Genomic DNA, 24,306 nt, shown 5'->3' on the forward strand with positions numbered 1-24,306 from the left:
TCCAACTGCAACCGTCCACTCAACCAACATCCGATGCCTTTAAGTCGACCTGAAAACGACAGCCGTTGGGCTCCATGGTCGTCAGGCTGACGGTCCAGCCCTGGTTCTCACAAATCCGCTGCACCAGCGACAGCCCCAGGCCAAGGCCCTCGCCGCGTTTTTCGGTACCCCGTACGAAAGGCTCGAACATCGCCTCGCGTTTTTCTTCGGGAATACCCACACCACTGTCCTCGACCAAAAACCCCGTGGCCGTGAGGGTCAGGCGAATGAAGCCGCGCTCGGTGTAGTGCAAAGCGTTGCGCAGCAAGTTGCCCATCACCGCATGCAGGAGCGTTGCGTTGTAGCTGGCGGTTGGAGCGGGACCCGGTTCAAAAACCAGCTTCAGCCCTTTGGTTTCGATGGGTTCTCGCCACAGATTGAGCAATCCGTCGGCGACCTGATTGAGGTTCTGCTGCGGCGACATGCTGGCGTCTTCACGTTGCGCGCGAGCCAGCATCAGGAAGGTTTGTACCAGTTCACGCATCTCTTCACAGGCCCGGGCAATGCGTTCGACCTGGGCGCGGCCGCGCTGGTCGATACCGGGGTTCTCCAATAGCAACTCACAGGAACTGGCCAACACCATCAAGGGCGTACGCAGTTCGTGGCTGACGTCACTGGTAAACAACCGTTCGCGGGTCAGCGCCTGGCGCAAACGCCCCAAGGTGGCGTCGAAGGCAACGGCCAGCTCGCCCACTTCGTCAGCGGCATAATCCGGTGCCAGAGGCGGCGCCAGCCCCAACAACTGATCGCGATGACGCACTTGGCGGGCCAGCCGTACCACCGGCGCCATGACTTTGCGTGCCAGCACCCAGCCGAGAAAAACCGCCAGCGCCAGGCTCAGGACGAAGCCGACCAGCACCACGGCAAACAGCACCCGCTCACGCTCTTCGAAATCGCTTTGGTCCTGCAGCAGTACGTAGCGTCGGCCGTCGACGATTTCGACCATCGCGTGATACGACAGCTGATCGCGGAAAACCTCGTGAAAACCCGAATCGAGGTTGCGCAGATCCTTGGGCAGTTCGAAATCCCCTGCCCCGCCGCTGAAGTAGAACAGTTGGTCCGGCTCGGGACGATGGCTCCAGTCCGACATGCTGTCCATCAGCAACAGACGCTGCAGATCGCCGCCCAGCCCGGACGAAATCAGCTTTTCTTCCACCACGTGCACGGTCGCCACAATGCCCATGGCAAAGGCACCGGCCACCAATGCGCTCATGAGCGCAAAGGCGATGATGATCCGTTGAGCAAGGCTCTGCTTAAACTCCATCACGGCCCTCGGCCAGGCGATAACCCACACCGTGAACGGTTTGCAGCAATGGCTTGGCGAACGGCTTGTCGATTACCTGACGCAGTTGATGGACGTGGCTGCGCAGGCTGTCACTGTCCGGGCAGTCATCGCCCCACAGGGCTTCTTCGAGAATTTCCCGGCGCAGCACGTGCGGGCTTTTCTGCATCAGCACGGCCAGCAATTTCAGGCCCACCGGGTTGAGTTTCAGCAGTCGTCCTTCGCGGGTCACTTCGAGGGTGTCGAGGTCGTAGGCCAGATCGCCGACCTGCAACGTGCGACGACCGCCCCCTTGGCTGCGACGCATCACCGCCTCGATCCGCGCGGCCAGTTCAGACAGGGCAAACGGTTTGATCAGGTAGTCGTCGGCGCCGGACTTGAAGCCCTGCAGCCGGTCGTCGAGTTGATCGCGGGCGGTGAGCATGATCACCGGCGTGTCGCGGCGGGCGTCTTCGCGCAGGCGTTTGCACAGGGTGTAGCCGTCGATCCCGGGCAGCATGATGTCGAGCACGATCAAGTCGTAATGCTCGGTGGCCGCCAGGTGCAGGCCCGACAATCCGTCTTGTGCGCAATCCACGGTGTAGCCTTTGAGGCCCAGGTAATCAGCCAGATTGGCGAGGATATCGCGGTTGTCTTCAACCAATAGAATTCGCATGGGCACTCCTCCGTACACAGTAACGGCCGTCTTGGCCCGCGCAGCTTAAGGCCAAGTGTGGCTGAGGACTAGGGTTTCGCATCGCAGAATCAATTCGCGCCATCAAATGGTACGGTTGACACCTTTTTCACTATCGGTTCACACCCTGACGACAGCACTCAGGAGAAAATACCGCGCAATTGATAACAAGGAATGTATACACAATGGACTTCTTCAAGACGGCGCCAATGCGCTTTCTCCTGCTGGTCACCGGCGTCTGGCTGGCGATTTTCTTCCTGACCCGGACGGTTCTGCTCCTCACTCACTTGGACGAGGCCGGCAGCGGTTTCTTGTCCGTGTTCGGCATCGGCTTGCTGTATGACCTGGGCTTTATTGCCTATGCGGCATTGCCCATGGGCCTTTACTTGCTGCTGTGTCCGCCAGCGTTGTGGCGTCGCCGCGGGCATCGCTGGTTGCTTCAGGGCTTGCTGACGGTCAGCCTGTTCGCCATGTTGTTCACCGCAGTGGCCGAATGGCTGTTCTGGGATGAATTCGGCGTGCGCTTCAATTTCATCGCCGTCGACTACCTGGTGTATTCCGATGAGGTGCTGAACAACCTGCTCGAGTCCTATCCGATCGGCAAACTGTTGAGTCTGCTCGCAGTCCTCGCGCTGGTCTTGAGCGTTGTATTACGCAAACCCTTCAATGCCGCGATGAACGCCCCGTTGCCGCCACTGCGCGGGCGTTTGCTGAATGCCTTGGGCCTGTTGATCGTCGCCGGTCTGAGCCTGCAACTGCTCAGCCAGGATTCACCTCGCGCCCAGGGCGGTAACGCCTACCAGAACGAACTGTCGAGCAATGGCCCGTACCAGTTTTTCGCAGCGTTCCGTAACAACGATCTGGATTACCCGCAGTTCTACAGCACGCTGCCGGCCGACGTTGTCGCACAGCAGATTCGGGCCGAGCTCAGCGAACCCAATGCACGTTTTGTCGGTAAGGACCCTCAGGACATCCGTAGGGATATCGATAACCCCGGCACCCTGCGCAAACCCAACATCGTGCTGGTGACCATCGAAAGCTTCAGTGCCAAGTACATGGGCAGCAACGGTGACCAGCGTAACCTGACACCTAACCTCGATGCCCTGCGCCAGCAGAGCCTGTATTTCAACAATTTCTACGCCACCGGCACCCGTACGGATCGCGGCCTGGAAGCCATCACGCTGGCTATCCCGCCAACACCGGGGCGTTCGATCGTCAAGCGCATCGGCCGCGAGAGCGGGTTTGCCAGCCTCGGCCAACAGCTCAACGCCGTGGGTTACGACAGCGTGTTCGTTTACGGTGGTCGCGGTTACTTCGACAACATGAACGCGTTCTTCGGCGGCAACGGTTACCGCGTGGTCGACCAGAGCAGCGTCGATGAAACCGAGATTCACTTCAAGAATGCCTGGGGCATGGCTGACGAAGATTTGTACACGCAGACGCTGAAACTGGCGGACGCCGATTATGCGAAGCAACAGCCGTTCCTGCTGCAACTGATGACCACGTCCAACCATCGTCCTTACACCTACCCGGACAACCGGATCGACATCAAATCCGGCAATGGCCGCGACGGCGCAGTGAAGTACACAGACTATGCCATTGGTCAGTTCCTCGATCAGGCGCGCAAAAAGCCGTGGTTTGACAATACAATCTTCGTCTTCGTCGCCGACCACACCGCGGGCAGCGCCGGTAAAGAAGATTTGCCGATCACCAACTACCAGATTCCGCTGTTCATTTATGCACCGAAGTTGATCCCGGCCCGTGAGACTGCACAACTGGCCAGCCAGATCGACCTCGCCCCCACATTGCTGGGCCTGCTGAATCTGGATTACGAATCGACATTCTTTGGTCGCAACCTGTTGCAGGACAATCCGTTGCCGCCGCGAGTGGTGGTTGGCAATTATCAACACCTGGGGTTGTTTGACGGCAAGGATCTGGCGATCCTTAGCCCGCGCCAAGGGTTGCGCCGCCACGATGAAGCGCTGACAGAAAGTCGCGAGTCACGTGCCACGGCCACTGATCCATTGATCACCCGGGCGATTACTTATTACCAAACGGCCAGTTATGGCTTCAAGCAACAGCTGCTTGGCTGGAAGGCGCCCAAGGAGGGTGCCGGCCAAATCAGCGTACGTTAACCGAATCGCCCCGGGCTGATGCCCCGGGGTTTTTCCTTTGTTCAGGATCCACCATGTCATCAACCGTTGTCCGTCCTGCCCCGCGCCCGCTCAATTTCTGGGTGTGCCTGGGCGTCCCCGCCGTTGCGGCGATCGTTCTGGTGCTGCTCGAACTGACGTCACTGGACATGGACCTGGCCAAGCTGTTTTACGATCCAGTGGCAGGGGATTTCATCGGGCGTCACAGTTACTTCCTGGAAGACATCCTGCATGACCGCGCCAAAGAGGTGGTCATCGCCTTTTCCGTGTTTGCGATCATCGGCTTTATCGCCTCTTTCTTCGTGGACAAACTCAAGCCATTCAAACGGGAACTGGGTTGCCTGGTGCTGTCGCTGGGTCTGGCAACTTCCTTTGTCACCCCCATGAAAGCAGTGACGGCGGTGCAATGCCCATGGAGCCTGGAGCAATTCGGCGGTCACGAGACCTACAGCGAATTGCTCAGCCCTCGCCCGCACACGAATAAGCCTGGTCGCTGCTGGCCGGGTGGTCATGCCGCCACGGGTTTCACCCTGTTTGCGCTGTTCTTTGTGTTGCGTGACCGTCGTCCACGCATGGCGCGCGCGGCGTTTATCTTCGCCTTCGCCTTGGGCTCGGTGTTCTCGATTGGCCGGATGATGCAGGGTGCGCACTTCTTTTCGCACAACGTGTGGACTGCGATTTTCTGCTGGCTGATTTGCCTGGGGTCGTATTACTACGTGCTTTACCGACCGGCTTCGAAGGTTGAATCGGTGGCCAAAGCGAAAACAGTCAACGCCTGAAACACCGCTCCCACAGGGATCACGCTGTACCTGTGGGAGCGTGGCTTGCCCGCGATGGCGGCGACACGCACTCCCGACTGGCCCGAATGAGGGCAATAAAAAACCCCGCCTGCTTGCGCAGGCGGGGTTTTTTAGTACAGGGGTAAGGCTGGCTTACATCATGCCGCCCATGCCGCCCATACCGCCCATGTCTGGCATGCCGCCGCCAGCTGGGCCGTCTTCCTTGATCTCAGCGATCATGGCTTCGGTGGTGATCATCAGGCTGGCAATCGACGAAGCCGCTTGCAGAGCCGAACGAGTCACTTTAGCCGGGTCCAGGATACCCATTTCGATCATGTCGCCGTATTCGCCGGTGGCAGCGTTGTAACCGTAGTTACCCGAACCCTGCTTGACCTTGTCGACTACAACGCTTGGCTCGTCGCCGGAGTTGGCAACGATCTGGCGCAGTGGCGCTTCAACAGCACGACGCAGCAACTGGATGCCAACGTTCTGGTCATCGTTGTCGCCTTTCAGCTCGGAGATAGCCTGCAGAGCGCGAACCAGTGCCACGCCGCCGCCAGGTACCACGCCTTCTTCAACGGCTGCACGGGTAGCGTGCAGGGCGTCTTCAACGCGGGCTTTCTTCTCTTTCATTTCAACTTCGGAACCAGCGCCAACCTTGATCACTGCAACGCCGCCGGACAGCTTGGCCAGACGCTCTTGCAGTTTTTCACGGTCGTAGTCGGACGAAGTGTCAGCCACTTGCTGACGAATCTGCAGAACGCGAGCCTGGATGTCAGCCTCAACGCCGGCGCCGTCGATCACGGTGGTGTTTTCTTTGGACAGGATCACGCGCTTGGCATTACCCAGGTGTTCCAGGGTAGTGCTTTCCAGGCTCAGACCGATCTCTTCGGAGATAACGGTACCGCCAGTCAGGACAGCGATGTCCTGCAGCATGGCCTTGCGACGGTCGCCGAAGCCTGGAGCCTTGACGGCTGCGACTTTAACGATGCCACGCATGTTGTTCACAACCAGAGTCGCCAGGGCTTCGCCTTCAACGTCTTCGGCCACGATCAGCAGTGGACGGCCGGCTTTGGCAACGGCTTCCAGTACTGGCAACATTTCGCGGATGTTCGAGATCTTTTTGTCGACCAGCAGGATCAGCGGACCGTCCAGCTCGGCAGTCATGGTCTCTGGCTTGTTGACGAAGTACGGGGACAGGTAGCCACGGTCGAACTGCATGCCTTCAACAACCGACAGTTCGTTTTCCAGGCCCGAGCCTTCTTCAACGGTGATCACGCCTTCTTTACCGACTTTTTCCATGGCTTCGGCAATGATGTCGCCGATGGAGCTGTCGGAGTTGGCCGAGATGGTGCCGACCTGAGCGATTGCCTTGGTGTCAGCGCAAGGCTTGGACAGGGCTTTGAGCTCTTTGACGATAGCGATGGTCGCTTTGTCGATGCCGCGCTTGAGGTCCATCGGGTTCATGCCGGCAGCGACGGCTTTCAGGCCTTCGTTGACGATCGATTGAGCCAGAACGGTAGCGGTGGTGGTGCCGTCGCCTGCGTCATCGTTGGCACGGGAGGCAACGTCTTTGACCAGCTGCGCGCCCATGTTTTCGAAGCGATCTTTCAGCTCGATTTCTTTGGCAACGGAAACGCCGTCCTTGGTGATGGTCGGAGCGCCGAAGCTCTTCTCGATGATCACGTTACGGCCTTTAGGGCCCAGGGTCGCTTTTACTGCGTCAGCCAGGACGTTCACACCGGCGAGCATTTTCTTGCGGGCGGAATCGCCGAATTTAACTTCTTTAGCAGCCATGATCGATATTCCTTAAATACTTTGTAGTAGCGGGAAAATGAGCGGGGTATCAGCCTTCGATAACAGCGAGAATCTCGTTCTCAGCCATTACCAGCAGGTCTTCGCCGTCAACTTTCACGGTGTTGCTGCCGGAGTACGGGCCGAACACAACCTTGTCACCCACTTTAACGGCCAGTGCACGCACTTCACCGTTGTCCAGCACGCGGCCGGTACCGACAGCGAGGATCTCGCCGCTGTTGGCTTTCTCGGCAGCCGAACCTGGCAGGACGATACCGCCAGCGGTTTTCTTTTCTTCTTCGCTGCGACGGATGACGACGCGGTCATGCAGAGGACGAAGCTTCATTGTCGATCTCTCCTAATTGTGGTTTTCATCGGCCGGTGTATTCCCGGCGGGTTTAACAAATCCGGCGGTGCCGGGTGCGGCTCGACAAGCGAGACGCGGAAGTCTGTCTGGCGTGATCGCCAGAAACCTTGCGGTGACCGTTACATAAGGGCGCATAAGCTTATTACAAGGGCGGGGGTCGAAATTTTTTACATCGATGACCTGAAACAGACACGGCACCCGAAGGTGCCGTGCAGGTGAAACGTTTTACTTGGTGTCGCGGTGTTCGAACTCGCCTTCGATCACGTTGGGCTCACGGCCCAGCGGCTCGCGTGGAGCAGGACCGCCACGTGGCTGCAGGTCGTCGGCGAATGCACGCTGACGGATCGCGGCCTCTTCGGCGCGCTGGCGCATTTTGTTGGCCAGCAGTCGACGAGAAATCGGCAGCAACATGATCAGGCCCAGAACGTCAGAGACGAAGCCCGGCAGGATCAACAGACCGCCCGCCAGGGCCAGCATCAAGCCTTCCAGCATGGTCTGGGCCGGCAGCTCGCCGCGATTCAGGCTTTCACGGGCACGCAGCGCAGTGGCCAGACCGGCGATGCGCAACACGAACACGCCGAGCATCGAGCCGAGAATGATCAGCAGCAGGGCCGGGAAAAACCCGATAGCCCCACTGACTTTGACGAATACGAAGAGCTCCAACACCGGGAACAGTACAAAGAGCAATAAAAAAGGGCGCATCAAATGGTTCCTCAACGCAAGAATGCCTTGCCAGTAAGCCTTAGATGACGTCGCCCTTTCGTGAATTCAAGCGTCGGCGACTTCTTTTTTGGGCCAATGCTCGGCGTGAGCCAGGAAAACCAAGGCTTCCCGGACTTGTGTCGGCGTATTACAAGGCGCTTGAAACGGCAACCAGTACAGCGCCTGGCCGATGCGCAAATGCATGCCTTCGGTGTCGATGCCGGCCAGTTGCGCCGGTTCGGTTTTCGGCAGGCCCGCCAGTTCGACGTAGTGCGCGATGGCTTTGGCGTGATCGGCATTCATGTGCTCGACCATGCTCACTTCGGCTTTGCCGGCAAACGGGTTGGCCAGGGTCAGGTGATCGACCCAGTGAATCGCGCCGAAGCCGCCGATGTAACGGTGACGCACGGGTTTGAGCACCCAGAAATCGAAATCATGGGCCTTGTGATAACTCTGCGAATCCGGGAAATAGCGGTAGTAGCGTTCGGCGGCCGCTTCAATGGCCGCCTCGTCCTCGAGCTTTTCTGCTTCGGCGAGGTACGTCAACCGACCAACGGCTTGCACGTCATCAGCCTCACGCTCGCCCACAAACAGCGAGCATTTCGGATCTTTTTGCAGGTTATGCGTGTGCTGGGCGATGCGGCTGATAAGGATCAGCGGCCGGCCCTGCTCGTCCAGGCAGTAAGGAACTACCGAGCCAAACGGGTAACCCGGCATCGACTTGGAGTGGGTCGAAAGCACTCCCCGGTATTCCTTGAGAAGCAATTCTCGGGCATTCTTGGCCGCTTCTACGCTCAATTTATGACTCCTTAAATAGAATCCGTCGAAAAAACGGACAGGCGCCTGGGGATAAGTATCCAGAACGCCATCGGGGCAGTTCTCATGTGCAGCCAGGCCACATCAGGTGCAGATCGAGAGGCCCTCTACTAGGAAACCACTCTGACCTGCTATTGGGGCATGCGAATGCAACTCACTGACAAAGTAATCATTATCACTGGCGGTTGCCAGGGTTTAGGCCGTTCGATGGCCGAGTATTTCGCGGGTAAAGGCGCGAAGCTGGCGCTGGTAGACCTGAACCAGGAAAAGCTCGAAGACGCCGTCGCCGCGTGCAAGGCCAAGGGTGTCGAGGCGCGCAGCTACTTGTGCAACGTCGCCAATGAAGAGCAAGTGACCCACATGGTCGCTCAGGTCGCCGAAGATTTCGGTGCGATCCACGGCCTGATCAACAACGCCGGCATCCTGCGCGATGGCCTGCTGTTGAAGGTCAAGGACGGCGAGATGACCAAGATGAGCCTGGCCCAATGGCAGGCGGTGATCGACGTCAACCTGACCGGCGTGTTCCTGTGCACCCGTGAAGTCGCGGCAAAAATGGTCGAGCTGAACACCAGCGGCGCGATCATCAATATCTCCTCGATCTCGCGTGCCGGCAACGTTGGCCAGACCAACTACTCGGCCGCCAAGGCTGGCGTGGCGGCAGCGACCGTGACCTGGGCCAAGGAACTGGCGCGCTACGGCATTCGCGTGGCGGGCATCGCCCCGGGCTTTATTGAAACCGAGATGACGCTGGGCATGAAGCCTGAAGCGTTGGAGAAGATGACGGCCGGTATTCCGCTCAAGCGCATGGGCAAACCGGAAGAGATCGCCCATTCGGCGGCGTACATTTTCGAGAACGACTACTACACCGGCCGGATCCTCGAAATGGATGGCGGGTTGCGGATCTAAGCAACACCCAAAACAACTGTGGGAGCGAGCCTGCTCGCGAAAGCGGTAGATCAGTCAACTAATCTGTTGAATGACGCACCGCATTCGCGAGCAGGCTCGCTCCCACAGGGGACGCATTTTACTCAGCGAATCAATCGTCGCTGATGGTGATGTTCGGCATCGCCGGCGATACCGCTTCCTGCAACACGATCCGCGCGCCGACGTGGCGAGCGAGTTCCTGATACACCAGCGCAATCGGGCTGTCCGGCTCGGCGATCACCGTTGGCTTGCCGCCATCGGCCTGCTCACGAATGGCCATTGCCAGCGGCAACGAGGCCAGCAGCTCAACGCCATACTGATTGGCCAGCTTCACACCGCCACCCTCACCGAACAGATGCTCGGCATGCCCGCAGTTGGAGCAGATGTGCACGGCCATGTTTTCCACCACGCCCAGCACCGGAATGTTGACCTTGCGGAACATCTCCACGCCCTTGCGCGCATCCAGCAGCGCCAGGTCTTGCGGGGTCGTGACGATCACGGCACCGGCCACCGGGACTTTCTGCGCCAGGGTCAGCTGAATATCACCGGTGCCTGGCGGCATGTCGATGACCAGGTAATCGAGGTCGCCCCACGCGGTCTGGGTGACCAGTTGCAGCAGCGCACCGGAGACCATCGGCCCACGCCACACCATCGGCGTGTTGTCGTCGGTCAGGAACGCCATCGACATCACCTCAACGCCATGGGACTCGATCGGCACAAACCACTTCTGATCCTTGACCTTTGGTCGGGTGCCTTCGGGGATGCCGAACATGATGCCCTGGCTCGGACCGTAGATGTCCGCGTCGAGAATCCCGACCTTGGCGCCTTCACGGGCCAGCGCCAGCGCCAGGTTCGCAGCGGTGGTGGACTTGCCCACGCCACCCTTCCCGGACGCCACGGCCACCACGTTTTTCACGTTGGCCAGCCCCGGGATCTGCGCCTGGGCCTTGTGCGCGGCAATCACGCTGGTGATGTCGACACGGGCGGTCGTCACGCCGTCGAGGCCTTCGATAGCCATTTGCAGCATCTGCGACCAGCCGCTCTTGAACAGGCCGGCGGCGTAGCCCAACTCCAGCTGGACGCTGACGCGATCGCCCTGGATGTCGATAGTGCGCACGCATCCGGCGCTGACCGGGTCCTGGTTCAGATAAGGGTCGGTGTATTGGCGAAGGACGGCTTCCACCGCTGCGCGATTGACGGCGCTCATGGGCAACTCCGATAGCAAGACTGGAAAATCAGGCGGGTATCCTAACCGTTCTACTCTCCTATCGGCATGCCTGAAGATCAATTGTTGCGAACGCTTTCCTGTGGCGAGGGGGCTTGCCCCCGTTGGGCCGCGAAGTGGCCCCTTTCAATCTGTCAGACAGACCGAATTGCCTGGATTCACGGCTGCTGCGCAGCCGAACGGGGGCAAGCCCCCTCGCCACAGGGGTGAAAAATATGCGCCGGCGCTTTATAGTGGCCGACCTCCGTTTCATCAAGTAGCCGAGCCCCATGTCCGAGCCACGCAAGATCCTCGTCACCAGCGCCCTGCCCTATGCCAATGGTTCGATCCATCTTGGCCACATGCTGGAATACATCCAGACCGATATGTGGGTGCGCTTCCAGAAGCACCGCGGCAACCAATGCATTTATGTCTGCGCCGACGACGCCCACGGTTCGGCGATCATGCTGCGCGCGGAAAAGGAAGGCATCACCCCGGAACAACTGATCGCCAACGTCCAGGCTGAACACAGCGCCGACTTTGCCGAGTTCCTGGTGGACTTCGACAACTTTCACTCCACTCACGCCGAAGAAAACCGTGAGCTGTCGAGCCAGATCTACCTGAAGCTGCGCGACGCCGGGCACATTGCCCAGCGCTCGATCACGCAATACTTCGACCCGGAAAAGAAAATGTTCCTGGCCGACCGCTTCATCAAGGGCACCTGCCCGAAATGCGGCACCGAAGACCAGTACGGCGACAACTGCGAAAAATGCGGTGCGACTTACGCGCCGACCGACCTGAAGGATCCGAAGTCGGCGATCTCTGGCGCCACCCCGGTGCTCAAGGATTCCCAGCACTTCTTCTTCAAGCTGCCGGACTTCCAGGACATGCTGCAAACCTGGACCCGCAGCGGCACCCTGCAAGACGCCGTCGCCAACAAGATCGCCGAATGGCTGGACGCGGGCCTGCAACAGTGGGACATCTCCCGCGATGCGCCGTACTTCGGTTTCGAGATTCCCGATGAGCCGGGCAAGTACTTTTACGTCTGGCTGGACGCGCCGATCGGCTACATGGCGAGCTTCAAGAACCTGTGCAACCGCACGCCGGAGCTGGACTTCGATGCGTTCTGGGGCAAGGACTCCACCGCCGAGCTGTACCATTTCATCGGCAAGGACATCGTCAACTTCCACGCCCTGTTCTGGCCAGCCATGCTCGAAGGCGCCGGTTTCCGTAAACCGACCGGCATCAACGTGCACGGCTACCTGACCGTCAACGGTCAGAAAATGTCCAAGTCCCGTGGCACTTTCATCAAGGCCCGGACGTACCTGGATCACCTGTCGCCGGAATACCTGCGCTACTACTACGCGGCCAAGCTGAGCCGTGGCGTCGACGACCTCGACCTGAACCTCGAGGACTTCGTGCAGAAGGTCAACTCGGACCTGGTCGGCAAAGTCGTCAACATCGCCAGCCGTTGTGCCGGTTTCATCCATAAAGGCAACGCCGGTGTGCTGGTGGCCGGCAATGCCGCGCCTGAACTGACCGAAGCGTTCCTGGCCGCGGCGCCAAGCATCGCCGAGGCTTACGAGGCTCGCGACTTCGCCCGCGCCATGCGTGAAATCATGGGCCTGGCCGACCGTGCCAACGCCTGGATCGCCGACAAGGCACCGTGGTCGTTGAACAAACAGGAAGGCAAGCAGGACGAAGTCCAGGCGATCTGCGCCTTGGGCGTCAACCTGTTCCGCCAGTTGGTGATCTTCCTCAAGCCGGTCCTGCCGTTGCTGGCTGCCGATGCCGAGGCGTTCCTGAACGTCGCGCCGCTGACCTGGAACGACCACGCGACCCTGCTCAGCAACCATCAGCTGAACGAGTTCAAACCGTTGATGACGCGTATAGACCCGGTAAAAGTACAGGCCATGAGCGACGCGTCCAAAGAAGACCTGACCGCCAGCGCAACCGACACCGGCGAAGCCGCACCGGCCGGCAACGGCGAACTGGCCAAGGATCCGCTGTCGCCAGAGATCGAGTTCGACGCATTCGCGGCGATCGACCTGCGCGTCGCACTGATCGTCAAGGCTGAACACGTGGAAGGCGCCGACAAGCTGCTGCGCCTGACCCTGGACATCGGTGACGAGCAACGCAACGTGTTCTCCGGGATCAAGAGCGCTTACCCGGATCCGTCCAAGCTCGATGGTCGCCTGACCATGATGATCGCCAACTTAAAGCCACGGAAAATGAAGTTCGGCATCTCCGAAGGCATGGTGATGGCGGCCGGTCCTGGCGGCGAAGAAATCTACCTGCTCAGCCCTGATAGCGGCGCCAAGCCGGGTCAGCGCATCAAGTAAGGTCTTGCTGTAAACCGATCCCACAGTCGTGCCTGACGCGACTGTGGGATTTTCATATCTGGCCCACCCTCCGTCCTTGCCGGATAATGCCTAAGCTTTTTAGACCGCTCGTTAAAAAGCCCCCGTTCTTGCCGGCACGATCATGACCGAGATACTGCTTACGCTTATCAGCGCTGCCCTGATCAACACTGTCGTGTTGCACTGGCCGCTGGGCACCGATCCGCTGCTGGGTAACGAGCATCGGCAAGTCCATGCGCTGGGCATTGCGACCAGCTGTTTGATGCTACTGGCTGGCACGCTGGGTTATGCCGCCGACCGTTGGTTGCTGGTGCCGCTGGAGCTGACGTCGCTGCGCCTGTTTGTGTTCTTGCCCTTAAGCGTTTTGTTGATCGGCCCGCTGTTGAAAGCGCTGTCTCGGCTGCTGCCAAAATTAACGTTCGACGGGCTCTGGCCGCTTCTTTTGGGCAATGCTGGTGTGCTCGGGTTGACGTTGCTCAACGCTCAGGATGACAAGGGATTCTTTCACGCCACCTTCCTGAGCCTCGGCGCCGGGCTGGGATTTTGGCTGGTGCTGAGCCTGTTCAGCGATTTGCGCCAGCGCACACTCGATAACGATATTCCCCTGCCCTTTCGTGGCCTGCCGATCGAGCTGATCGGCGCCGGACTGATCGCAGTGGCATTTCTCGGATTTAGCGGACTGATCAAAACATGAGTCTGATTCAACGCATCGACGCCCTCCTGCCGCAGACTCAATGCGGCAAGTGTGGCCACCCCGGATGCAAGCCCTACGCCGAAGGCATCGCCAGCGGCGAGCCGATCAACAAGTGCCCGCCCGGTGGCAGCGAAACCATTGCAGCCCTGGCCGAATTGCTGAAAGTACCGGTGCTGGAACTGGACACCAGTCGCGGTTCAGCCCCGGCGCAGATTGCCTATATTCGCGAAGCCGAATGCATCGGTTGCACCAAGTGCATCCAGGCTTGCCCGGTCGACGCCATTGTTGGCGCGGCCAAGTTGATGCACACGGTGATCGTCGACGAATGCACCGGTTGCGACCTATGCGTGGCGCCCTGCCCGGTGGACTGCATCGAGATGCGCCTGTTGCCGCTGGCCACCGTGCTGCCGATTGTCGGGGGCCTGGCCACAAGCCTGGAAGAGCAACGGGCTCGCGCCGCCAAACGCAACCATGCACGGCGCCGCTTTGAACAACGCAATGCCCGCTTGCAGCGCGAGGAACAACAGAAAATCGCAGAACGTCAGGCCCGCGCCCAACGCGCCGTTGCACACAGTGAAGTGACGACGGCGGACCCGGTGCAAGCGGCGCTTGAACGCGTGCGCGCACAAAAAGCGGCGAACGCTGATGCGGCGCTGAAAAAGGCCAAGATCGATGCGGCGATGAGTCGGGCGCAACTGAACAAGTCGCTCAAGGCCTTTGGTCATCCACCGACCTTCGAGCAGCAGTCGCAACTGATCGTGCTGCAACAACAGTTCGAGGCCGCCGAACAGGCTTTGGCGCAACTGGAAAGCGCTTCAGCGCCACCCCCGCCGCCGGCTGCCCCGGCGAAGGACGCCGAGTTGAAGCGGGCGAAGATCCAGTTGGCCATGCGCCGCGCCGAACTCAAGAAAGCCCAGGTCAACGAAGCACCGGCCGAACAGCTCGAAGCCCTGGAACGCGCACTCAGCGAGGCCGAACAGGCCTTGCACGTCGCTGAAGCGGCGAGTGAACAACCGCTGCCGGACCTGACACGCGTCGAAAAGCGTCCCATCGACAGCCAGCTTCGACAGTTGAAAACTGAATTGGCCTACGCCCGTGCCGACGTCAGCAAACTCGAACGAGGTGCGGACACCCCGAGCGAATTGATCGACAAGGCCCGCGCGCGGCTGCTGGAAGCCCAGCACCAGGTGGATGCCTATGTCGCCCCTTGAATCGGTGGACGAACGCCTCCAGCAGGCCATGAAGCTGGTGCTGCTGGCCACCGTGCCGGGGATGCTGACGTTGTTTTGGCTGTATGGCTGGGGCGTCTTGATCAACCTGATGCTGGCGGCCGCCACCGTGCTGGCGGTTGAAGGCGCCGTGTTGCGGCTGCGCCAGCGCCCGCTGAAACCAACGTTGAGCGACGGCAGCGCGCTGGTCAGTGCGACGCTGCTGACGCTGGCATTGCCGCCATACTGCCCGTGGTGGTTGACGGTCTGTGCAGCGGCGTTCGCGATACTGGGTAAACAGTTGTATGGCGGCGTGGGCAAGAATCCGTTCAACCCGGCGATGCTCGGTTTCGCCTTGGTAGTCGTGACCTTTCCCCAACAAATGACGCATTGGCCGTCCTCCCACGGCATGGATTTGCTCGGCGGCCTGCAACAGATATTCGGCTTCAACCTCAGCGCCTCACCAGACGCCTGGGCCCAGGCCACCGCGCTGGACAGCCTGCGCATCAACAAAAGCCTCACCATGGACGAACTCTTCGCCGGCAACCCGGCATTCGGCCATTTCGGCGGACGCGGCGTGGAATGGGTCAACCTGGCCTTTCTGGCCGGTGGCGCGTTTCTCCTGCAACGCCGGGTGTTCAGTTGGCATGCGCCGGTCGGCATGCTCGCCAGCCTGTTTGTCATCAGCCTGCTGTGCTGGAACGGTTCGGGCTCCGACTCCCATGGCTCACCCCTGTTTCATCTGCTCACCGGCGCGACCATGCTGGGGGCGTTTTTCATTGTCACGGAGCCAGTGTCCGGGGCAAAAAGCGCAGGTGCCCGATTGCTCTTTGGTATCGGTGTGGGCTTGCTGACTTACCTGATACGGACCTGGGGCGGCTATCCGGACGGATTGGCATTTGCGGTATTGCTGATGAACCTTTGTGTACCGGCGCTGGAGCGTTTTATAGCGTCCAGGCAGGAGCCAGCGACCCCATGAGCCGAGCGTCCAGTGTGGTGATTCCGGTGCTGTTGGCCGGATTGGGAATCGGCGCGACTTACCTCGCGCATTACACCAGCGCACCGCGCATTGCCGCCGAACAACGGCTGATCGACAGTCGCAACCTGCTGGACCTGCTACCGACGCAAAGCTACGACAATCAGCCGCTGGAGCAGCCGCTCAACCTCGCCAACATCCAATTGGCCAATAGCACACTGCTGGGCGGCTACCTGGCGACCAAGGCCGGCCAACCGAGCGCTGTGTTGCTGCGCAGCCAGACACTGGGCTATGAAGGCAAAATCGAGTTGATGATTGCCATTGATGCCAACGGCAAGTTGCTGGGGGTCAAAACCCTCAAGCAATCTGAGACCCCGGGGCTGGGTGGCAAGATCGCCGACTGGCCGAACGCATGGCTTCAAACGTTTACCGGCAAGTCCCGCAACGACCCCGGCGACACGGGCTGGGCCTTGAAAAAGGATCAGGGACAATTTGATCAGGTGGCAGGGGCGACCATCACGTCAAGGGCGGTGATCAGCGCCATTCATGACGCCTTGCGCTACTTCGATGAACACCGGCAACCCTTGATCGGGAGTAGCGCCCATGACTAAGTCGTCGACCCTGCAAAACTCATTGATGCTGGCGCCCCTGATCGGTGCCACGACTTCCTGGGCGGCGGCGCTGGGACTGTGGCTGATGTTCATCGTGATCATCAGTGCTTATGGCGTTGGCATGTGGGCGTTGCGATCTCGATTGGTTCCGTCCGCCCGCTTGCTTGCCAGCGTCCTGCTGGCCGCCACGCTCACCAGCTGCGCGCAATTGGCCGCACAAGTCTTGTCACTTCAATGGCAACAGCCTGTGGCGCTTTACGCAGGATTGATCGCACTGCAATGCGTTGTGCTGGAATACAACGGTTTCTTCCAGAGCCCACGCTTTGATCGCTTGCGTCTGTGCGCCGTGTTTGGCGCATTGATGTTGGGCCTGGGCCTGCTGCGCCAACTCCTTGGCAACGGTGGCCTGCACCTCGCCACGCTCGTCCCCGGCGGGTTCATCCTCCTGGGAGTGTTGATCGCCGCACGCCAGGCTTGGGCTCGCTCGACGCCCTCACATTGATTGACTGCTTTTTAGGGAAACGCATCGTCCATGAATGCCGCAAAACGTTTGGAAATTTTCCGCCGGTTTCACGAAGACAACCCGGAACCCAAGACTGAACTGGCCTATTCGTCACCCTTCGAATTGCTGATTGCCGTCATTCTTTCCGCTCAATCGACCGATGTCGGCGTCAACAAGGCCACCGCCAAACTCTATCCCGAGGCCAACACTCCGGCGGCGATCCACGCGCTGGGCGTCGAAGGGCTGTCGGAATACATCAAGACGATCGGCCTGTTCAACAGCAAAGCGAAAAACGTGATCGAAACCTGTCGCTTGCTGGTGGAGCGCCATGGCGGCGAAGTCCCGCAAACCCGCGAGGAACTGGAAGCGCTCCCTGGCGTCGGCCGCAAGACGGCGAACGTGGTGCTCAATACCGCCTTTCGCCAACTGACCATGGCCGTGGACACCCATATCTTCCGGGTCAGCAACCGCACTGGCATTGCTCCCGGCAAGAATGTCGTCGAGGTTGAGCAGAAACTGATGAAGTTTGTACCCAAGCAATACCTGCTCGACTCCCATCACTGGCTGATCCTTCACGGGCGCTACGTTTGCCTGGCCCGCAAGCCCCGCTGCGGCAGCTGCCGGATCGAGGACTTGTGCGAATACAAGCAAAAGACTTCGGACGATTGAGGCACTATTAAAATTATTGATGTATCGATTGAAAAAATCTTTTTTACCCGCCGGGCGATTGTCGATATAAGGGGCGCCAAAGGCAGTCTTAGCCTGGAGTTGACCTATGAGCACTGGCAAAGAGCAATTGGACGTAGAAGACGACTTCACACCCGTTGAGGCCGATGACGCGGAACCGGTGGTAGAAGTGGCAAAGACCAACCTGAGCAAACGTCGCACCATCGACAATTTGCTGGAGGAGCGCCGACTGCAAAAGCAATTGGCCGATTATGATTTTGACCTGTAACACCTAAAAGCCTCCCGAAACGGAGGCTTTTTACTAAGCGCCAATCGCTGATGAGGATGGCTTCATCAGACGTGGGTGGTACTTATACCAGGCCATTGCGTTGAGCCAGTTCGATCAGATCGACCAGGGAGCGCGCATTGAGCTTCAACAACAGGCGGGTTTTGTAGGTACTGACGGTTTTATTGCTGAGAAACATTCCATCGGCAATCTCCTTATTGGTCTTTCCTCTGGCCAACTGTTGTAAAACCATCATTTCGCGCCCGGACAATCGATCCACCATGTCGGCTTCACTGGCATTACCAAGACTTGACCGCACGGTATGCAACGCTTGATTCGGGAAGTAACTGTAGCCTGACAGCACGGCTTTTATCGCACTGAGCAATTCAGTCAGGTCCTGCTGTTTACACACATAGCCGGCAGCCCCCGACTGCATGCAACGCATGGAAAAATGCCCCGGCGCCTGTGAAGTCAATATCAGCACTTTAAGTGGCATCGTCGTCGATGTCAGTCGAGCAATGACCTCCAGCCCATCCAGCTTGGGTATTCCAATATCCAGAATTACAATGTCCGGCATAAGTTCGCGGGCAAGTTGTAATGCGTCCACGCCGTTATCTGTTTCTGCAATGACTTCGTAGCCATGGCGCTCCATTAGCATACGTACCGCAAGACGAATGACGGGGTGATCATCCACGATCAGCACTTTATTCATGGGCAAGTCCAATTTCGCTGTTCGAATTTTTAGAGACCGCACAATAGCCTAGTCGCTTCATCCATGGCATGCCGCCCCCCTCGGCCACCCACAGCCAGAGACATTTCTTACAAATTTAAAAGATTAGTCCTACAAATTTCTTAAAACAAATTGCATCCTGCGTGGTATTAAACTTCGCGCAGTCGGCCTTCCGGAAATTTTTCTGTATCGAATTACGGCAAAAAAAAATCGCAATCCATCACGCACGCGCCTCCGACAACAAACCTGGACTGAGCTACGCTTAAAACAAGCAAGACACGCCCCACCGATAAAAAGCCTTACACAAAAAAACGTCACCTTCAGAAACAGCTAACCGCTTATTTAAGGACACACTTAAAAACCAGACAACCGCACAATATTCTCCAGTAAAACACGCCCCGCCCAACTCACATACAAACAATAACGCTACTCTATCCCCCCCAAAAAAACACAATCCCAAAGTGGAGACTCACCAAGTTAAATCACTAACAGCCTTCATACGATATAACCAACCACCCAACAAACAACTCTTCAACCCATCGAGCAAAAGTTAAAACCATAATGAGCAAAGAATATGATAAAACTAAAAAGCAAAATTACGAACCCCATGACTATCATTGCAATATTCGCAACACTGTCTGAAGCATCGGCGGCCGTGTCACTGCCCTTTCTCGACGATGAAGAACGAGCGCTCTATATCTGGTTTCTGATCAGCTTTCCGTTTTATTTGCTTTTCCTGTTCTTCGCGACCCTTAACTTCAACTATCGATCGCTTTACGCGCCTTCTGATTTTGAAAAGGGCGAGGATTTTTTGACAGTCATGAAAAGCGCTGGTCGCAAGGACAATACTCCCTCCCCACCTAATCTTCCGGCCCGGCATTACGTTTGCCTGCCTGAAAGGCTGAAGGATCTGCACATCGTCGATGCACGCTTGACGGGTCAGCCATTGGCGTTCAGCTCGCTGCTGGAGAGCATTCAGCTTCCACAGAAAAACCTCGCGCAAGTGATCGTATTTCTCACGTGCGCAGACTCGGAGACATCGCTGAAAGAAAGCGTGCTCAAGCATTCGAAACTGACAAAGAAGCGCAGCGGCTCCATCTTCTGCGTTGCTTTTAATTCCAGCTCTCAAGCGCTGACAATCATTGGGCAAACGTTTTATCCGGCAGAGACCGGCAGATAGCTCTTGAAGAGCACAAGGAGAGAAAAACAGCAGGAAGGTGTAACGGGCATCAAGAAAAAACTGAATGCTCAATGAATGCCAGGCAGAACATCCCCCTTTCGAGGTGTGGCCTTGTCACCGACAAGGCCACACTTCTATTACCCGCTCAAAAGGCTCAGAACAGCTTGCGGCCTTTGTTCGCGGCAATGCGCATACGCAAGGCGTTGAGCTTGATGAAGCCAGCCGCATCGGCCTGGTTGTAAGCGCCGCCGTCTTCTTCGAAAGTCGCGATGTTGGCATCGAACAACGATTCGTCAGACTTGCGACCGGTCACGATCACGTTGCCCTTGTACAGCTTCAGGCGAACAACGCCGTTCACGTGGGCCTGGGACGCATCGATCATCTGTTGCAGCATCAGACGCTCAGGGCTCCACCAGTAACCGGTGTAGATCAGGCTGGCGTACTTGGGCATCAACTCGTCTTTGAGGTGAGCCACTTCGCGGTCCAGGGTGATCGATTCGATCGCACGGTGAGCGCGCAGCATGATGGTGCCGCCAGGAGTTTCGTAGCAGCCACGGGACTTCATGCCCACGTAACGGTTTTCGACGATGTCGAGACGGCCGATACCGTGTTCACCACCGATACGGTTCAGGGTCGCCAGCACGGTGGCCGGGGTCATTTCGACGCCGTCCAGTGCAACGATGTCGCCATTACGGTAGGTCAGTTCCAGGTATTGCGGCTTGTCTGGAGCGTTCTCCGGGGAGACGGTCCATTTCCACATGTCTTCTTCGTGCTCGGTCCAGGTGTCTTCCAGCACGCCGCCTTCATAGGAGATGTGCAGCAGGTTGGCATCCATCGAGTACGGGGATTTTTTCTTGCCGTGACGCTCGATCGGGATGTTGTGCTTTTCAGCGTAATCCATCAGCTTTTCACGGGACAGCAGGTCCCACTCGCGCCACGGAGCAATCACTTTCACACCTGGCTTCAAGGCGTACGCGCCCAGTTCGAAACGAACCTGGTCGTTGCCCTTGCCGGTGGCGCCGTGGGAAATGGCGTCAGCGCCGGTTTCGTTGGCGATTTCGATCAGGCGTTTGGCGATCAACGGACGAGCGATGGAAGTACCCAGCAGGTACTCGCCTTCGTAAACGGTGTTGGCGCGGAACATCGGGAAAACGAAATCACGCACGAATTCTTCGCGCAAGTCGTCGATGTAGATCTCTTTGACGCCCATGGCCTGTGCCTTGGCGCGCGCCGGTTCAACCTCTTCGCCCTGACCCAGGTCAGCGGTGAAGGTCACCACTTCACAGTTATAAGTATCCTGCAGCCACTTGAGGATCACCGAAGTGTCCAGGCCGCCGGAATACGCCAGAACGACCTTGTTTACGTCCGCCATGCCATCACTCCACGGGGTTCTACGGAAAGCCGTGAAGTCTACCGGTCATACGAAATAATTTACAGTGGCGCGACAGCTTATGACGACGAAGCGACAGAATCTATCGAGAGCGCGACGATGACCGGCAAGTCAGGAAGTGGCTGCTGCATTACCAGAAGCGACTTGAGGCGCGACTTTCTCGGTCGGCGCAACGCGTTCCAGACGCACGGCAACCCGGCGATTCTTCGCACGGTTGACGGCGGTGGTGTTGGGCGCCACAGGGTAACGCTCACCGTGGAAGCGCATGGTGATCTGCGATTCCTGAATGCCGTTGGCCTTGAAGTAATCCATCACCGCCAATGCGCGGCGGCGCGACAGTTCACGGTTGGCCAGGCGATTGCCGCTGTTGTCGGAGTGCCCGTCGAGCTCGATGTGATTGACCGACGGATCGGCCTTCATGAACTCCAGCATCACTTGCAACTGCGCCTTGGCGTGCGCATCAAGATCGATGCCTTCAGCACCCGTGAAGGTGATCTCGGACTGTTTGACCTGTTCGAAATTCTTCGGCAGCAGTTTCGCCACGCAGCTTTGGTAATCGTTGAATGCCTTGCTGAACTTGACCGGCAACAGTCGCACTTCCGACACCCGGCCATCACCGGAGGCATGCCGGATCACCGGACTGCGGCCGTCGATCAAGCCACTGATCAGGCGCCCGGCCTGCGCTTGCGAGCTGTTGAACAGCACATTACCGCTGCCCAGGCGTACCGAGCCCAGATTGATGTCGCCACGCCCCGGTTGCCACGGCGCGGCGGCGGCCAGCAAGGTTGCCGAACCGCCACCGATCATCGCGTTGTAGGTATTCAGGCGAAATATCGCCTGTTCACCGGCACGGCGTACGAATTCACCCGAGCCGAAATCGGTGATCGGTTGAGTCAGGCGGCATTCGAACTTGTCACCTTCGACCGTCCACTCGATGCTCTCCAGACGCGTCTGGAAAGTGAGCGCCATCGCAGGAAGGCTGGCAAACACACTGAGCAAGGCTAAATAACGCTGGCGCACGGGAGGCTCCACTGGCTTCTACAACAAAAAGACCGACACACGCATGTTTCCGGCATACCTGATTCATATCGGTAGGTTCCTGCAAAACTTGATAGCGAGTGCCTGCAAGAGTCTTTTCCGGTAGCATTCCCCTGAGTTTGACCCGCCTGGAATCCCCTCATGTCCGACCGCCTGACCCTACTGCGTCCCGACGACTGGCACATTCATCTTCGCGATGGTGCCGTGTTGACCAATACCGTTGCGGATGTTGCGCGCACCTTTGGTCGCGCCATCATCATGCCCAACCTGGTACCTCCGGTGCGTAACGCCGCTGAAGCCGACGGCTATCGCCAGCGAATCCTCGCTGCACGCCCGGCCGGCAGTCGCTTCGAACCGTTGATGGTGCTTTACCTGACCGACCGCACCCAGCCCGAAGAAATTCGCGAGGCCAAGGCCAGCGGTTTCGTGTACGCCGCCAAGCTGTACCCTGCCGGCGCGACCACCAACTCGGATTCTGGCGTAACCAGCATCGACAAGATCTTCCCTGCGCTAGAGGCCATGGCCGACGTCGGGATGCCTCTGCTGATTCACGGTGAAGTCACTCGTGGCGATGTCGACGTGTTCGACCGCGAAAAATTTTTCATCGATGAGCACATGCGCCGTGTGGTCGAGCGTTTCCCGACGCTCAAAGTGGTGTTTGAACACATCACCACCGCCGATGCCGTGCAGTTCGTCAACGAGGCTTCGGCCAACGTCGGCGCCACCATCACCGCGCATCACCTGCTGTACAACCGCAACCACATGCTGGTGGGCGGGATTCGGCCGCACTTCTATTGCCTGCCGATTCTCAAGCGCAATACGCACCAGGAAGCCCTGCTCGACGCCGCCACCAGCGGCAGCGAAAAATTCTTCCTGGGCACCGACTCGGCCCCCCACGCCCAGCACGCCAAAGAAGCCGCGTGTGGCTGCGCCGGTTGCTACACCGCGTATGCGGCCATCGAGATGTACGCCGAAGCGTTCGAACAACGCAACGCGCTGGACAAGCTCGAAGCCTTCGCCAGCCTCAACGGCCCACGCTTCTATGGCCTGCCAGCGAACACCGACCGCATTACCCTGGTCCGCGATGAGTGGACCGCCCCAACCAGCCTGCCATTTGGCGAGTTGACCGTTATCCCGCTGCGCGCCGGTGAAAAACTGCGCTGGCGCCTGCTGGAGGAACACGCGTGAGTGAAGACCATTTCGACGACGAACAGGACGGTCAAGGCGGTGGAGGCGGTCCTCGTCATCCAATGGCTGCCAGGTTTCGTGGCTACCTGCCGGTTGTCGTCGACGTAGAAACCGGTGGTTTCAACTCGGCCACCGACGCCCTGCTGGAAATTGCTGCAACCACCATCGCCATGGACGAGAAAGGGTTTGTGTACCCCGATCACACCTACTTCTTCCGTGTAGAGCCTTTTGAAGGCGCGAACATCGAAGCAGCGGCGCTGGAGTTCACCGGGATCAAACTCGATCACCCGCTGCGCATGGCAGTGAGTGAAGAAGCGGCGCTGACCGATATTTTCCGCGGCATCCGCAAGGCTCTGAAAGCCAACGGCTGCAAACGGGCGATTCTGGTCGGCCACAACAGCAGCTTCGACCTGGGCTTCCTCAACGCTGCGGTCGCACGCCTGGACATGAAACGTAACCCGTTTCATCCGTTCTCCAGCTTCGACACCGCGACCCTTGCCGGCCTGGCTTACGGTCAGACTGTACTGGCCAAGGCCTGTCAGGCGGCGGATATCGACTTCGACGGTCGCGAGGCCCACTCGGCTCGTTATGACACCGAGAAGACCGCGGAGCTGTTCTGCGGCATCGTCAATCGCTGGAAACAAATGGGCGGCTGGGAAGATTTCAACGACTGATCTGTCGCTGATTAATCCCCGCGCATAAAAAAACCGGCCACTGAGGCCGGTTTTTTTATGCCTGACGCTT

24 protein-coding genes are annotated in these 24,306 nt (G+C 58.6%); 14 read left to right on the forward strand and 10 right to left on the reverse strand.

What is annotated here, in order from left to right:
* Positions 1 to 19: 19 nt before the first annotated feature.
* Both ACWKV5_RS15020 and colR read right to left on the reverse strand, forming a co-directional pair.
* The gene (locus ACWKV5_RS15020; RefSeq protein ID WP_483841857.1) at positions 20 to 1,303 is read right to left on the reverse strand and encodes a sensor histidine kinase; all 1,284 of its coding nucleotides are present in this window, start codon (positions 1,301 to 1,303) and stop codon (positions 20 to 22) included.
* Positions 1,293 to 1,976, reverse strand: a complete 684-nt coding sequence (gene colR, locus ACWKV5_RS15025) for a two-component system response regulator ColR (RefSeq protein ID WP_123434926.1) — start codon at positions 1,974 to 1,976, stop codon at positions 1,293 to 1,295. Before colR ends, ACWKV5_RS15020 begins: the two co-directional genes overlap by 11 nt.
* A gap of 203 nt (positions 1,977 to 2,179) precedes the next feature.
* Here colR and ACWKV5_RS15030 point away from each other — a divergent pair, with 203 nt between their 5' ends.
* On the forward strand, positions 2,180 to 4,129 hold the full coding sequence (locus tag ACWKV5_RS15030; RefSeq protein ID WP_483841858.1) for an LTA synthase family protein: 1,950 nt from the start codon (positions 2,180 to 2,182) through the stop codon (positions 4,127 to 4,129).
* A gap of 53 nt (positions 4,130 to 4,182) precedes the next feature.
* Entirely contained in the window at positions 4,183 to 4,926 is a 744-nt protein-coding gene (locus ACWKV5_RS15035) for a phosphatase PAP2 family protein (RefSeq protein ID WP_483841859.1), read from the forward strand.
* Positions 4,927 to 5,079: 153 nt separating this feature from the next.
* On the opposite strand, the gene groL is transcribed toward ACWKV5_RS15035, so the two are convergent.
* The 4 genes from groL to ACWKV5_RS15055 form a co-directional block, all read right to left on the reverse strand.
* Positions 5,080 to 6,723 (reverse strand): chaperonin GroEL, encoded by a 1,644-nt coding sequence (gene groL, locus ACWKV5_RS15040; protein WP_008155543.1) that lies wholly within the window; start codon positions 6,721 to 6,723, stop codon positions 5,080 to 5,082.
* 49 nt (positions 6,724 to 6,772) lie between these two features.
* The gene (locus tag ACWKV5_RS15045; RefSeq protein WP_019827816.1) at positions 6,773 to 7,066 is read right to left on the reverse strand and encodes a co-chaperone GroES; all 294 of its coding nucleotides are present in this window, start codon (positions 7,064 to 7,066) and stop codon (positions 6,773 to 6,775) included.
* A gap of 246 nt (positions 7,067 to 7,312) precedes the next feature.
* Positions 7,313 to 7,789: an FxsA family protein gene (locus ACWKV5_RS15050; protein ID WP_123434930.1), complete on the reverse strand. Its 477-nt coding sequence runs from the start codon at positions 7,787 to 7,789 to the stop codon at positions 7,313 to 7,315.
* Between the two features lie 66 nt (positions 7,790 to 7,855).
* A complete protein-coding gene (locus ACWKV5_RS15055; RefSeq protein ID WP_123434931.1) occupies positions 7,856 to 8,587 on the reverse strand; it encodes a HugZ family pyridoxamine 5'-phosphate oxidase in 732 nt (243 codons plus the stop codon).
* A 165-nt stretch (positions 8,588 to 8,752) separates the two neighbouring features.
* Here ACWKV5_RS15055 and ACWKV5_RS15060 point away from each other — a divergent pair, with 165 nt between their 5' ends.
* Complete coding sequence (locus ACWKV5_RS15060; RefSeq protein ID WP_483841860.1) at positions 8,753 to 9,511, forward strand: SDR family oxidoreductase; 759 nt, start codon at positions 8,753 to 8,755, stop codon at positions 9,509 to 9,511.
* Between the two features lie 130 nt (positions 9,512 to 9,641).
* Here ACWKV5_RS15060 and apbC read toward each other — a convergent pair whose 3' ends face one another.
* Positions 9,642 to 10,736, reverse strand: a complete 1,095-nt coding sequence (gene apbC, locus ACWKV5_RS15065; protein WP_483841861.1) for an iron-sulfur cluster carrier protein ApbC — start codon at positions 10,734 to 10,736, stop codon at positions 9,642 to 9,644.
* Positions 10,737 to 11,023: 287 nt separating this feature from the next.
* Here apbC and metG point away from each other — a divergent pair, with 287 nt between their 5' ends.
* From metG to ACWKV5_RS15105, 8 genes are all read left to right on the forward strand, one after another.
* Positions 11,024 to 13,075 carry a methionine--tRNA ligase gene (metG, locus tag ACWKV5_RS15070; protein WP_483841862.1) on the forward strand — a complete coding sequence of 684 codons (2,052 nt, stop codon included), beginning with the start codon at positions 11,024 to 11,026 and terminating at the stop codon, positions 13,073 to 13,075.
* Between the two features lie 142 nt (positions 13,076 to 13,217).
* A complete protein-coding gene (locus tag ACWKV5_RS15075; protein ID WP_483841863.1) occupies positions 13,218 to 13,787 on the forward strand; it encodes an electron transport complex protein RnfA in 570 nt (189 codons plus the stop codon).
* Positions 13,784 to 14,998 (forward strand): electron transport complex subunit RsxB, encoded by a 1,215-nt coding sequence (gene rsxB, locus ACWKV5_RS15080; RefSeq protein WP_483841864.1) that lies wholly within the window; start codon positions 13,784 to 13,786, stop codon positions 14,996 to 14,998. The genes ACWKV5_RS15075 and rsxB overlap by 4 nt, the downstream gene beginning before the upstream one ends.
* The gene (locus ACWKV5_RS15085) at positions 14,985 to 15,974 is read left to right on the forward strand and encodes an RnfABCDGE type electron transport complex subunit D (RefSeq protein ID WP_483841865.1); all 990 of its coding nucleotides are present in this window, start codon (positions 14,985 to 14,987) and stop codon (positions 15,972 to 15,974) included. The genes rsxB and ACWKV5_RS15085 overlap by 14 nt, the downstream gene beginning before the upstream one ends.
* Positions 15,971 to 16,582: an RnfABCDGE type electron transport complex subunit G gene (locus ACWKV5_RS15090; RefSeq protein WP_483841866.1), complete on the forward strand. Its 612-nt coding sequence runs from the start codon at positions 15,971 to 15,973 to the stop codon at positions 16,580 to 16,582. The genes ACWKV5_RS15085 and ACWKV5_RS15090 overlap by 4 nt, the downstream gene beginning before the upstream one ends.
* Positions 16,575 to 17,084, forward strand: coding sequence for an Rnf-Nqr domain containing protein (locus ACWKV5_RS15095; protein WP_483841867.1), 510 nt, complete (start codon positions 16,575 to 16,577; stop codon positions 17,082 to 17,084). Before ACWKV5_RS15090 ends, ACWKV5_RS15095 begins: the two co-directional genes overlap by 8 nt.
* Before the next feature lie 30 nt (positions 17,085 to 17,114).
* The gene (gene nth, locus ACWKV5_RS15100) at positions 17,115 to 17,753 is read left to right on the forward strand and encodes an endonuclease III (protein ID WP_483841868.1); all 639 of its coding nucleotides are present in this window, start codon (positions 17,115 to 17,117) and stop codon (positions 17,751 to 17,753) included.
* Positions 17,754 to 17,859: 106 nt separating this feature from the next.
* Complete coding sequence (locus ACWKV5_RS15105) at positions 17,860 to 18,039, forward strand: PA3496 family putative envelope integrity protein (protein ID WP_007898493.1); 180 nt, start codon at positions 17,860 to 17,862, stop codon at positions 18,037 to 18,039.
* Between the two features lie 82 nt (positions 18,040 to 18,121).
* Here the strand turns inward: ACWKV5_RS15105 and ACWKV5_RS15110 are convergent, their stop codons facing one another.
* The gene (locus ACWKV5_RS15110; RefSeq protein ID WP_483841869.1) at positions 18,122 to 18,748 is read right to left on the reverse strand and encodes a response regulator; all 627 of its coding nucleotides are present in this window, start codon (positions 18,746 to 18,748) and stop codon (positions 18,122 to 18,124) included.
* Positions 18,749 to 19,340: 592 nt separating this feature from the next.
* On the opposite strand from ACWKV5_RS15110, the gene ACWKV5_RS15115 reads away from it, so the two are divergent.
* Positions 19,341 to 19,946 carry a hypothetical protein gene (locus ACWKV5_RS15115; protein WP_483841870.1) on the forward strand — a complete coding sequence of 202 codons (606 nt, stop codon included), beginning with the start codon at positions 19,341 to 19,343 and terminating at the stop codon, positions 19,944 to 19,946.
* 154 nt (positions 19,947 to 20,100) lie between these two features.
* On the opposite strand, the gene ACWKV5_RS15120 is transcribed toward ACWKV5_RS15115, so the two are convergent.
* Positions 20,101 to 21,318: an argininosuccinate synthase gene (locus ACWKV5_RS15120; protein WP_027922848.1), complete on the reverse strand. Its 1,218-nt coding sequence runs from the start codon at positions 21,316 to 21,318 to the stop codon at positions 20,101 to 20,103.
* A gap of 129 nt (positions 21,319 to 21,447) precedes the next feature.
* On the reverse strand, positions 21,448 to 22,356 hold the full coding sequence (locus ACWKV5_RS15125) for a flagellar protein MotY (protein ID WP_483841871.1): 909 nt from the start codon (positions 22,354 to 22,356) through the stop codon (positions 21,448 to 21,450).
* A gap of 159 nt (positions 22,357 to 22,515) precedes the next feature.
* Here ACWKV5_RS15125 and pyrC point away from each other — a divergent pair, with 159 nt between their 5' ends.
* A complete protein-coding gene (gene pyrC, locus ACWKV5_RS15130; RefSeq protein WP_483841872.1) occupies positions 22,516 to 23,562 on the forward strand; it encodes a dihydroorotase in 1,047 nt (348 codons plus the stop codon).
* A complete protein-coding gene (gene rnt / locus ACWKV5_RS15135) occupies positions 23,559 to 24,236 on the forward strand; it encodes a ribonuclease T (RefSeq protein ID WP_027922845.1) in 678 nt (225 codons plus the stop codon). Before pyrC ends, rnt begins: the two co-directional genes overlap by 4 nt.
* The last annotated feature ends 70 nt before the right edge of the window (positions 24,237 to 24,306 follow it).

Source organism: Pseudomonas oplopanacis (assembly GCF_057128725.1).

Excerpts from the sequence above, each read along its gene's own strand:
- groL (WP_008155543.1), bottom strand. The coding sequence starts at position 6,723 with ATGGCTGCTAAAGAAGTTAAATTCGGCGATTCCGCCCGCAAGAAAATG.
- ACWKV5_RS15110 (WP_483841869.1), bottom strand. The coding sequence starts at position 18,748 with ATGAATAAAGTGCTGATCGTGGATGATCACCCCGTCATTCGTCTTGCG.
- ACWKV5_RS15035 (WP_483841859.1), top strand. The coding sequence starts at position 4,183 with ATGTCATCAACCGTTGTCCGTCCTGCCCCGCGCCCGCTCAATTTCTGG.
- ACWKV5_RS15030 (WP_483841858.1), top strand. The coding sequence starts at position 2,180 with ATGGACTTCTTCAAGACGGCGCCAATGCGCTTTCTCCTGCTGGTCACC.
- ACWKV5_RS15050 (WP_123434930.1), bottom strand. The coding sequence starts at position 7,789 with ATGCGCCCTTTTTTATTGCTCTTTGTACTGTTCCCGGTGTTGGAGCTC.
- metG (WP_483841862.1), top strand. The coding sequence starts at position 11,024 with ATGTCCGAGCCACGCAAGATCCTCGTCACCAGCGCCCTGCCCTATGCC.
- colR (WP_123434926.1), bottom strand. The coding sequence starts at position 1,976 with ATGCGAATTCTATTGGTTGAAGACAACCGCGATATCCTCGCCAATCTG.
- nth (WP_483841868.1), top strand. The coding sequence starts at position 17,115 with ATGAATGCCGCAAAACGTTTGGAAATTTTCCGCCGGTTTCACGAAGAC.
- ACWKV5_RS15060 (WP_483841860.1), top strand. The coding sequence starts at position 8,753 with ATGCAACTCACTGACAAAGTAATCATTATCACTGGCGGTTGCCAGGGT.
- ACWKV5_RS15105 (WP_007898493.1), top strand. The coding sequence starts at position 17,860 with ATGAGCACTGGCAAAGAGCAATTGGACGTAGAAGACGACTTCACACCC.
- ACWKV5_RS15095 (WP_483841867.1), top strand. The coding sequence starts at position 16,575 with ATGACTAAGTCGTCGACCCTGCAAAACTCATTGATGCTGGCGCCCCTG.
- ACWKV5_RS15020 (WP_483841857.1), bottom strand. The coding sequence starts at position 1,303 with ATGGAGTTTAAGCAGAGCCTTGCTCAACGGATCATCATCGCCTTTGCG.
- ACWKV5_RS15090 (WP_483841866.1), top strand. The coding sequence starts at position 15,971 with ATGAGCCGAGCGTCCAGTGTGGTGATTCCGGTGCTGTTGGCCGGATTG.
- rsxB (WP_483841864.1), top strand. The coding sequence starts at position 13,784 with ATGAGTCTGATTCAACGCATCGACGCCCTCCTGCCGCAGACTCAATGC.
- ACWKV5_RS15120 (WP_027922848.1), bottom strand. The coding sequence starts at position 21,318 with ATGGCGGACGTAAACAAGGTCGTTCTGGCGTATTCCGGCGGCCTGGAC.
- apbC (WP_483841861.1), bottom strand. The coding sequence starts at position 10,736 with ATGAGCGCCGTCAATCGCGCAGCGGTGGAAGCCGTCCTTCGCCAATAC.
- pyrC (WP_483841872.1), top strand. The coding sequence starts at position 22,516 with ATGTCCGACCGCCTGACCCTACTGCGTCCCGACGACTGGCACATTCAT.
- ACWKV5_RS15045 (WP_019827816.1), bottom strand. The coding sequence starts at position 7,066 with ATGAAGCTTCGTCCTCTGCATGACCGCGTCGTCATCCGTCGCAGCGAA.
- ACWKV5_RS15075 (WP_483841863.1), top strand. The coding sequence starts at position 13,218 with ATGACCGAGATACTGCTTACGCTTATCAGCGCTGCCCTGATCAACACT.
- ACWKV5_RS15115 (WP_483841870.1), top strand. The coding sequence starts at position 19,341 with ATGATAAAACTAAAAAGCAAAATTACGAACCCCATGACTATCATTGCA.
- ACWKV5_RS15085 (WP_483841865.1), top strand. The coding sequence starts at position 14,985 with ATGTCGCCCCTTGAATCGGTGGACGAACGCCTCCAGCAGGCCATGAAG.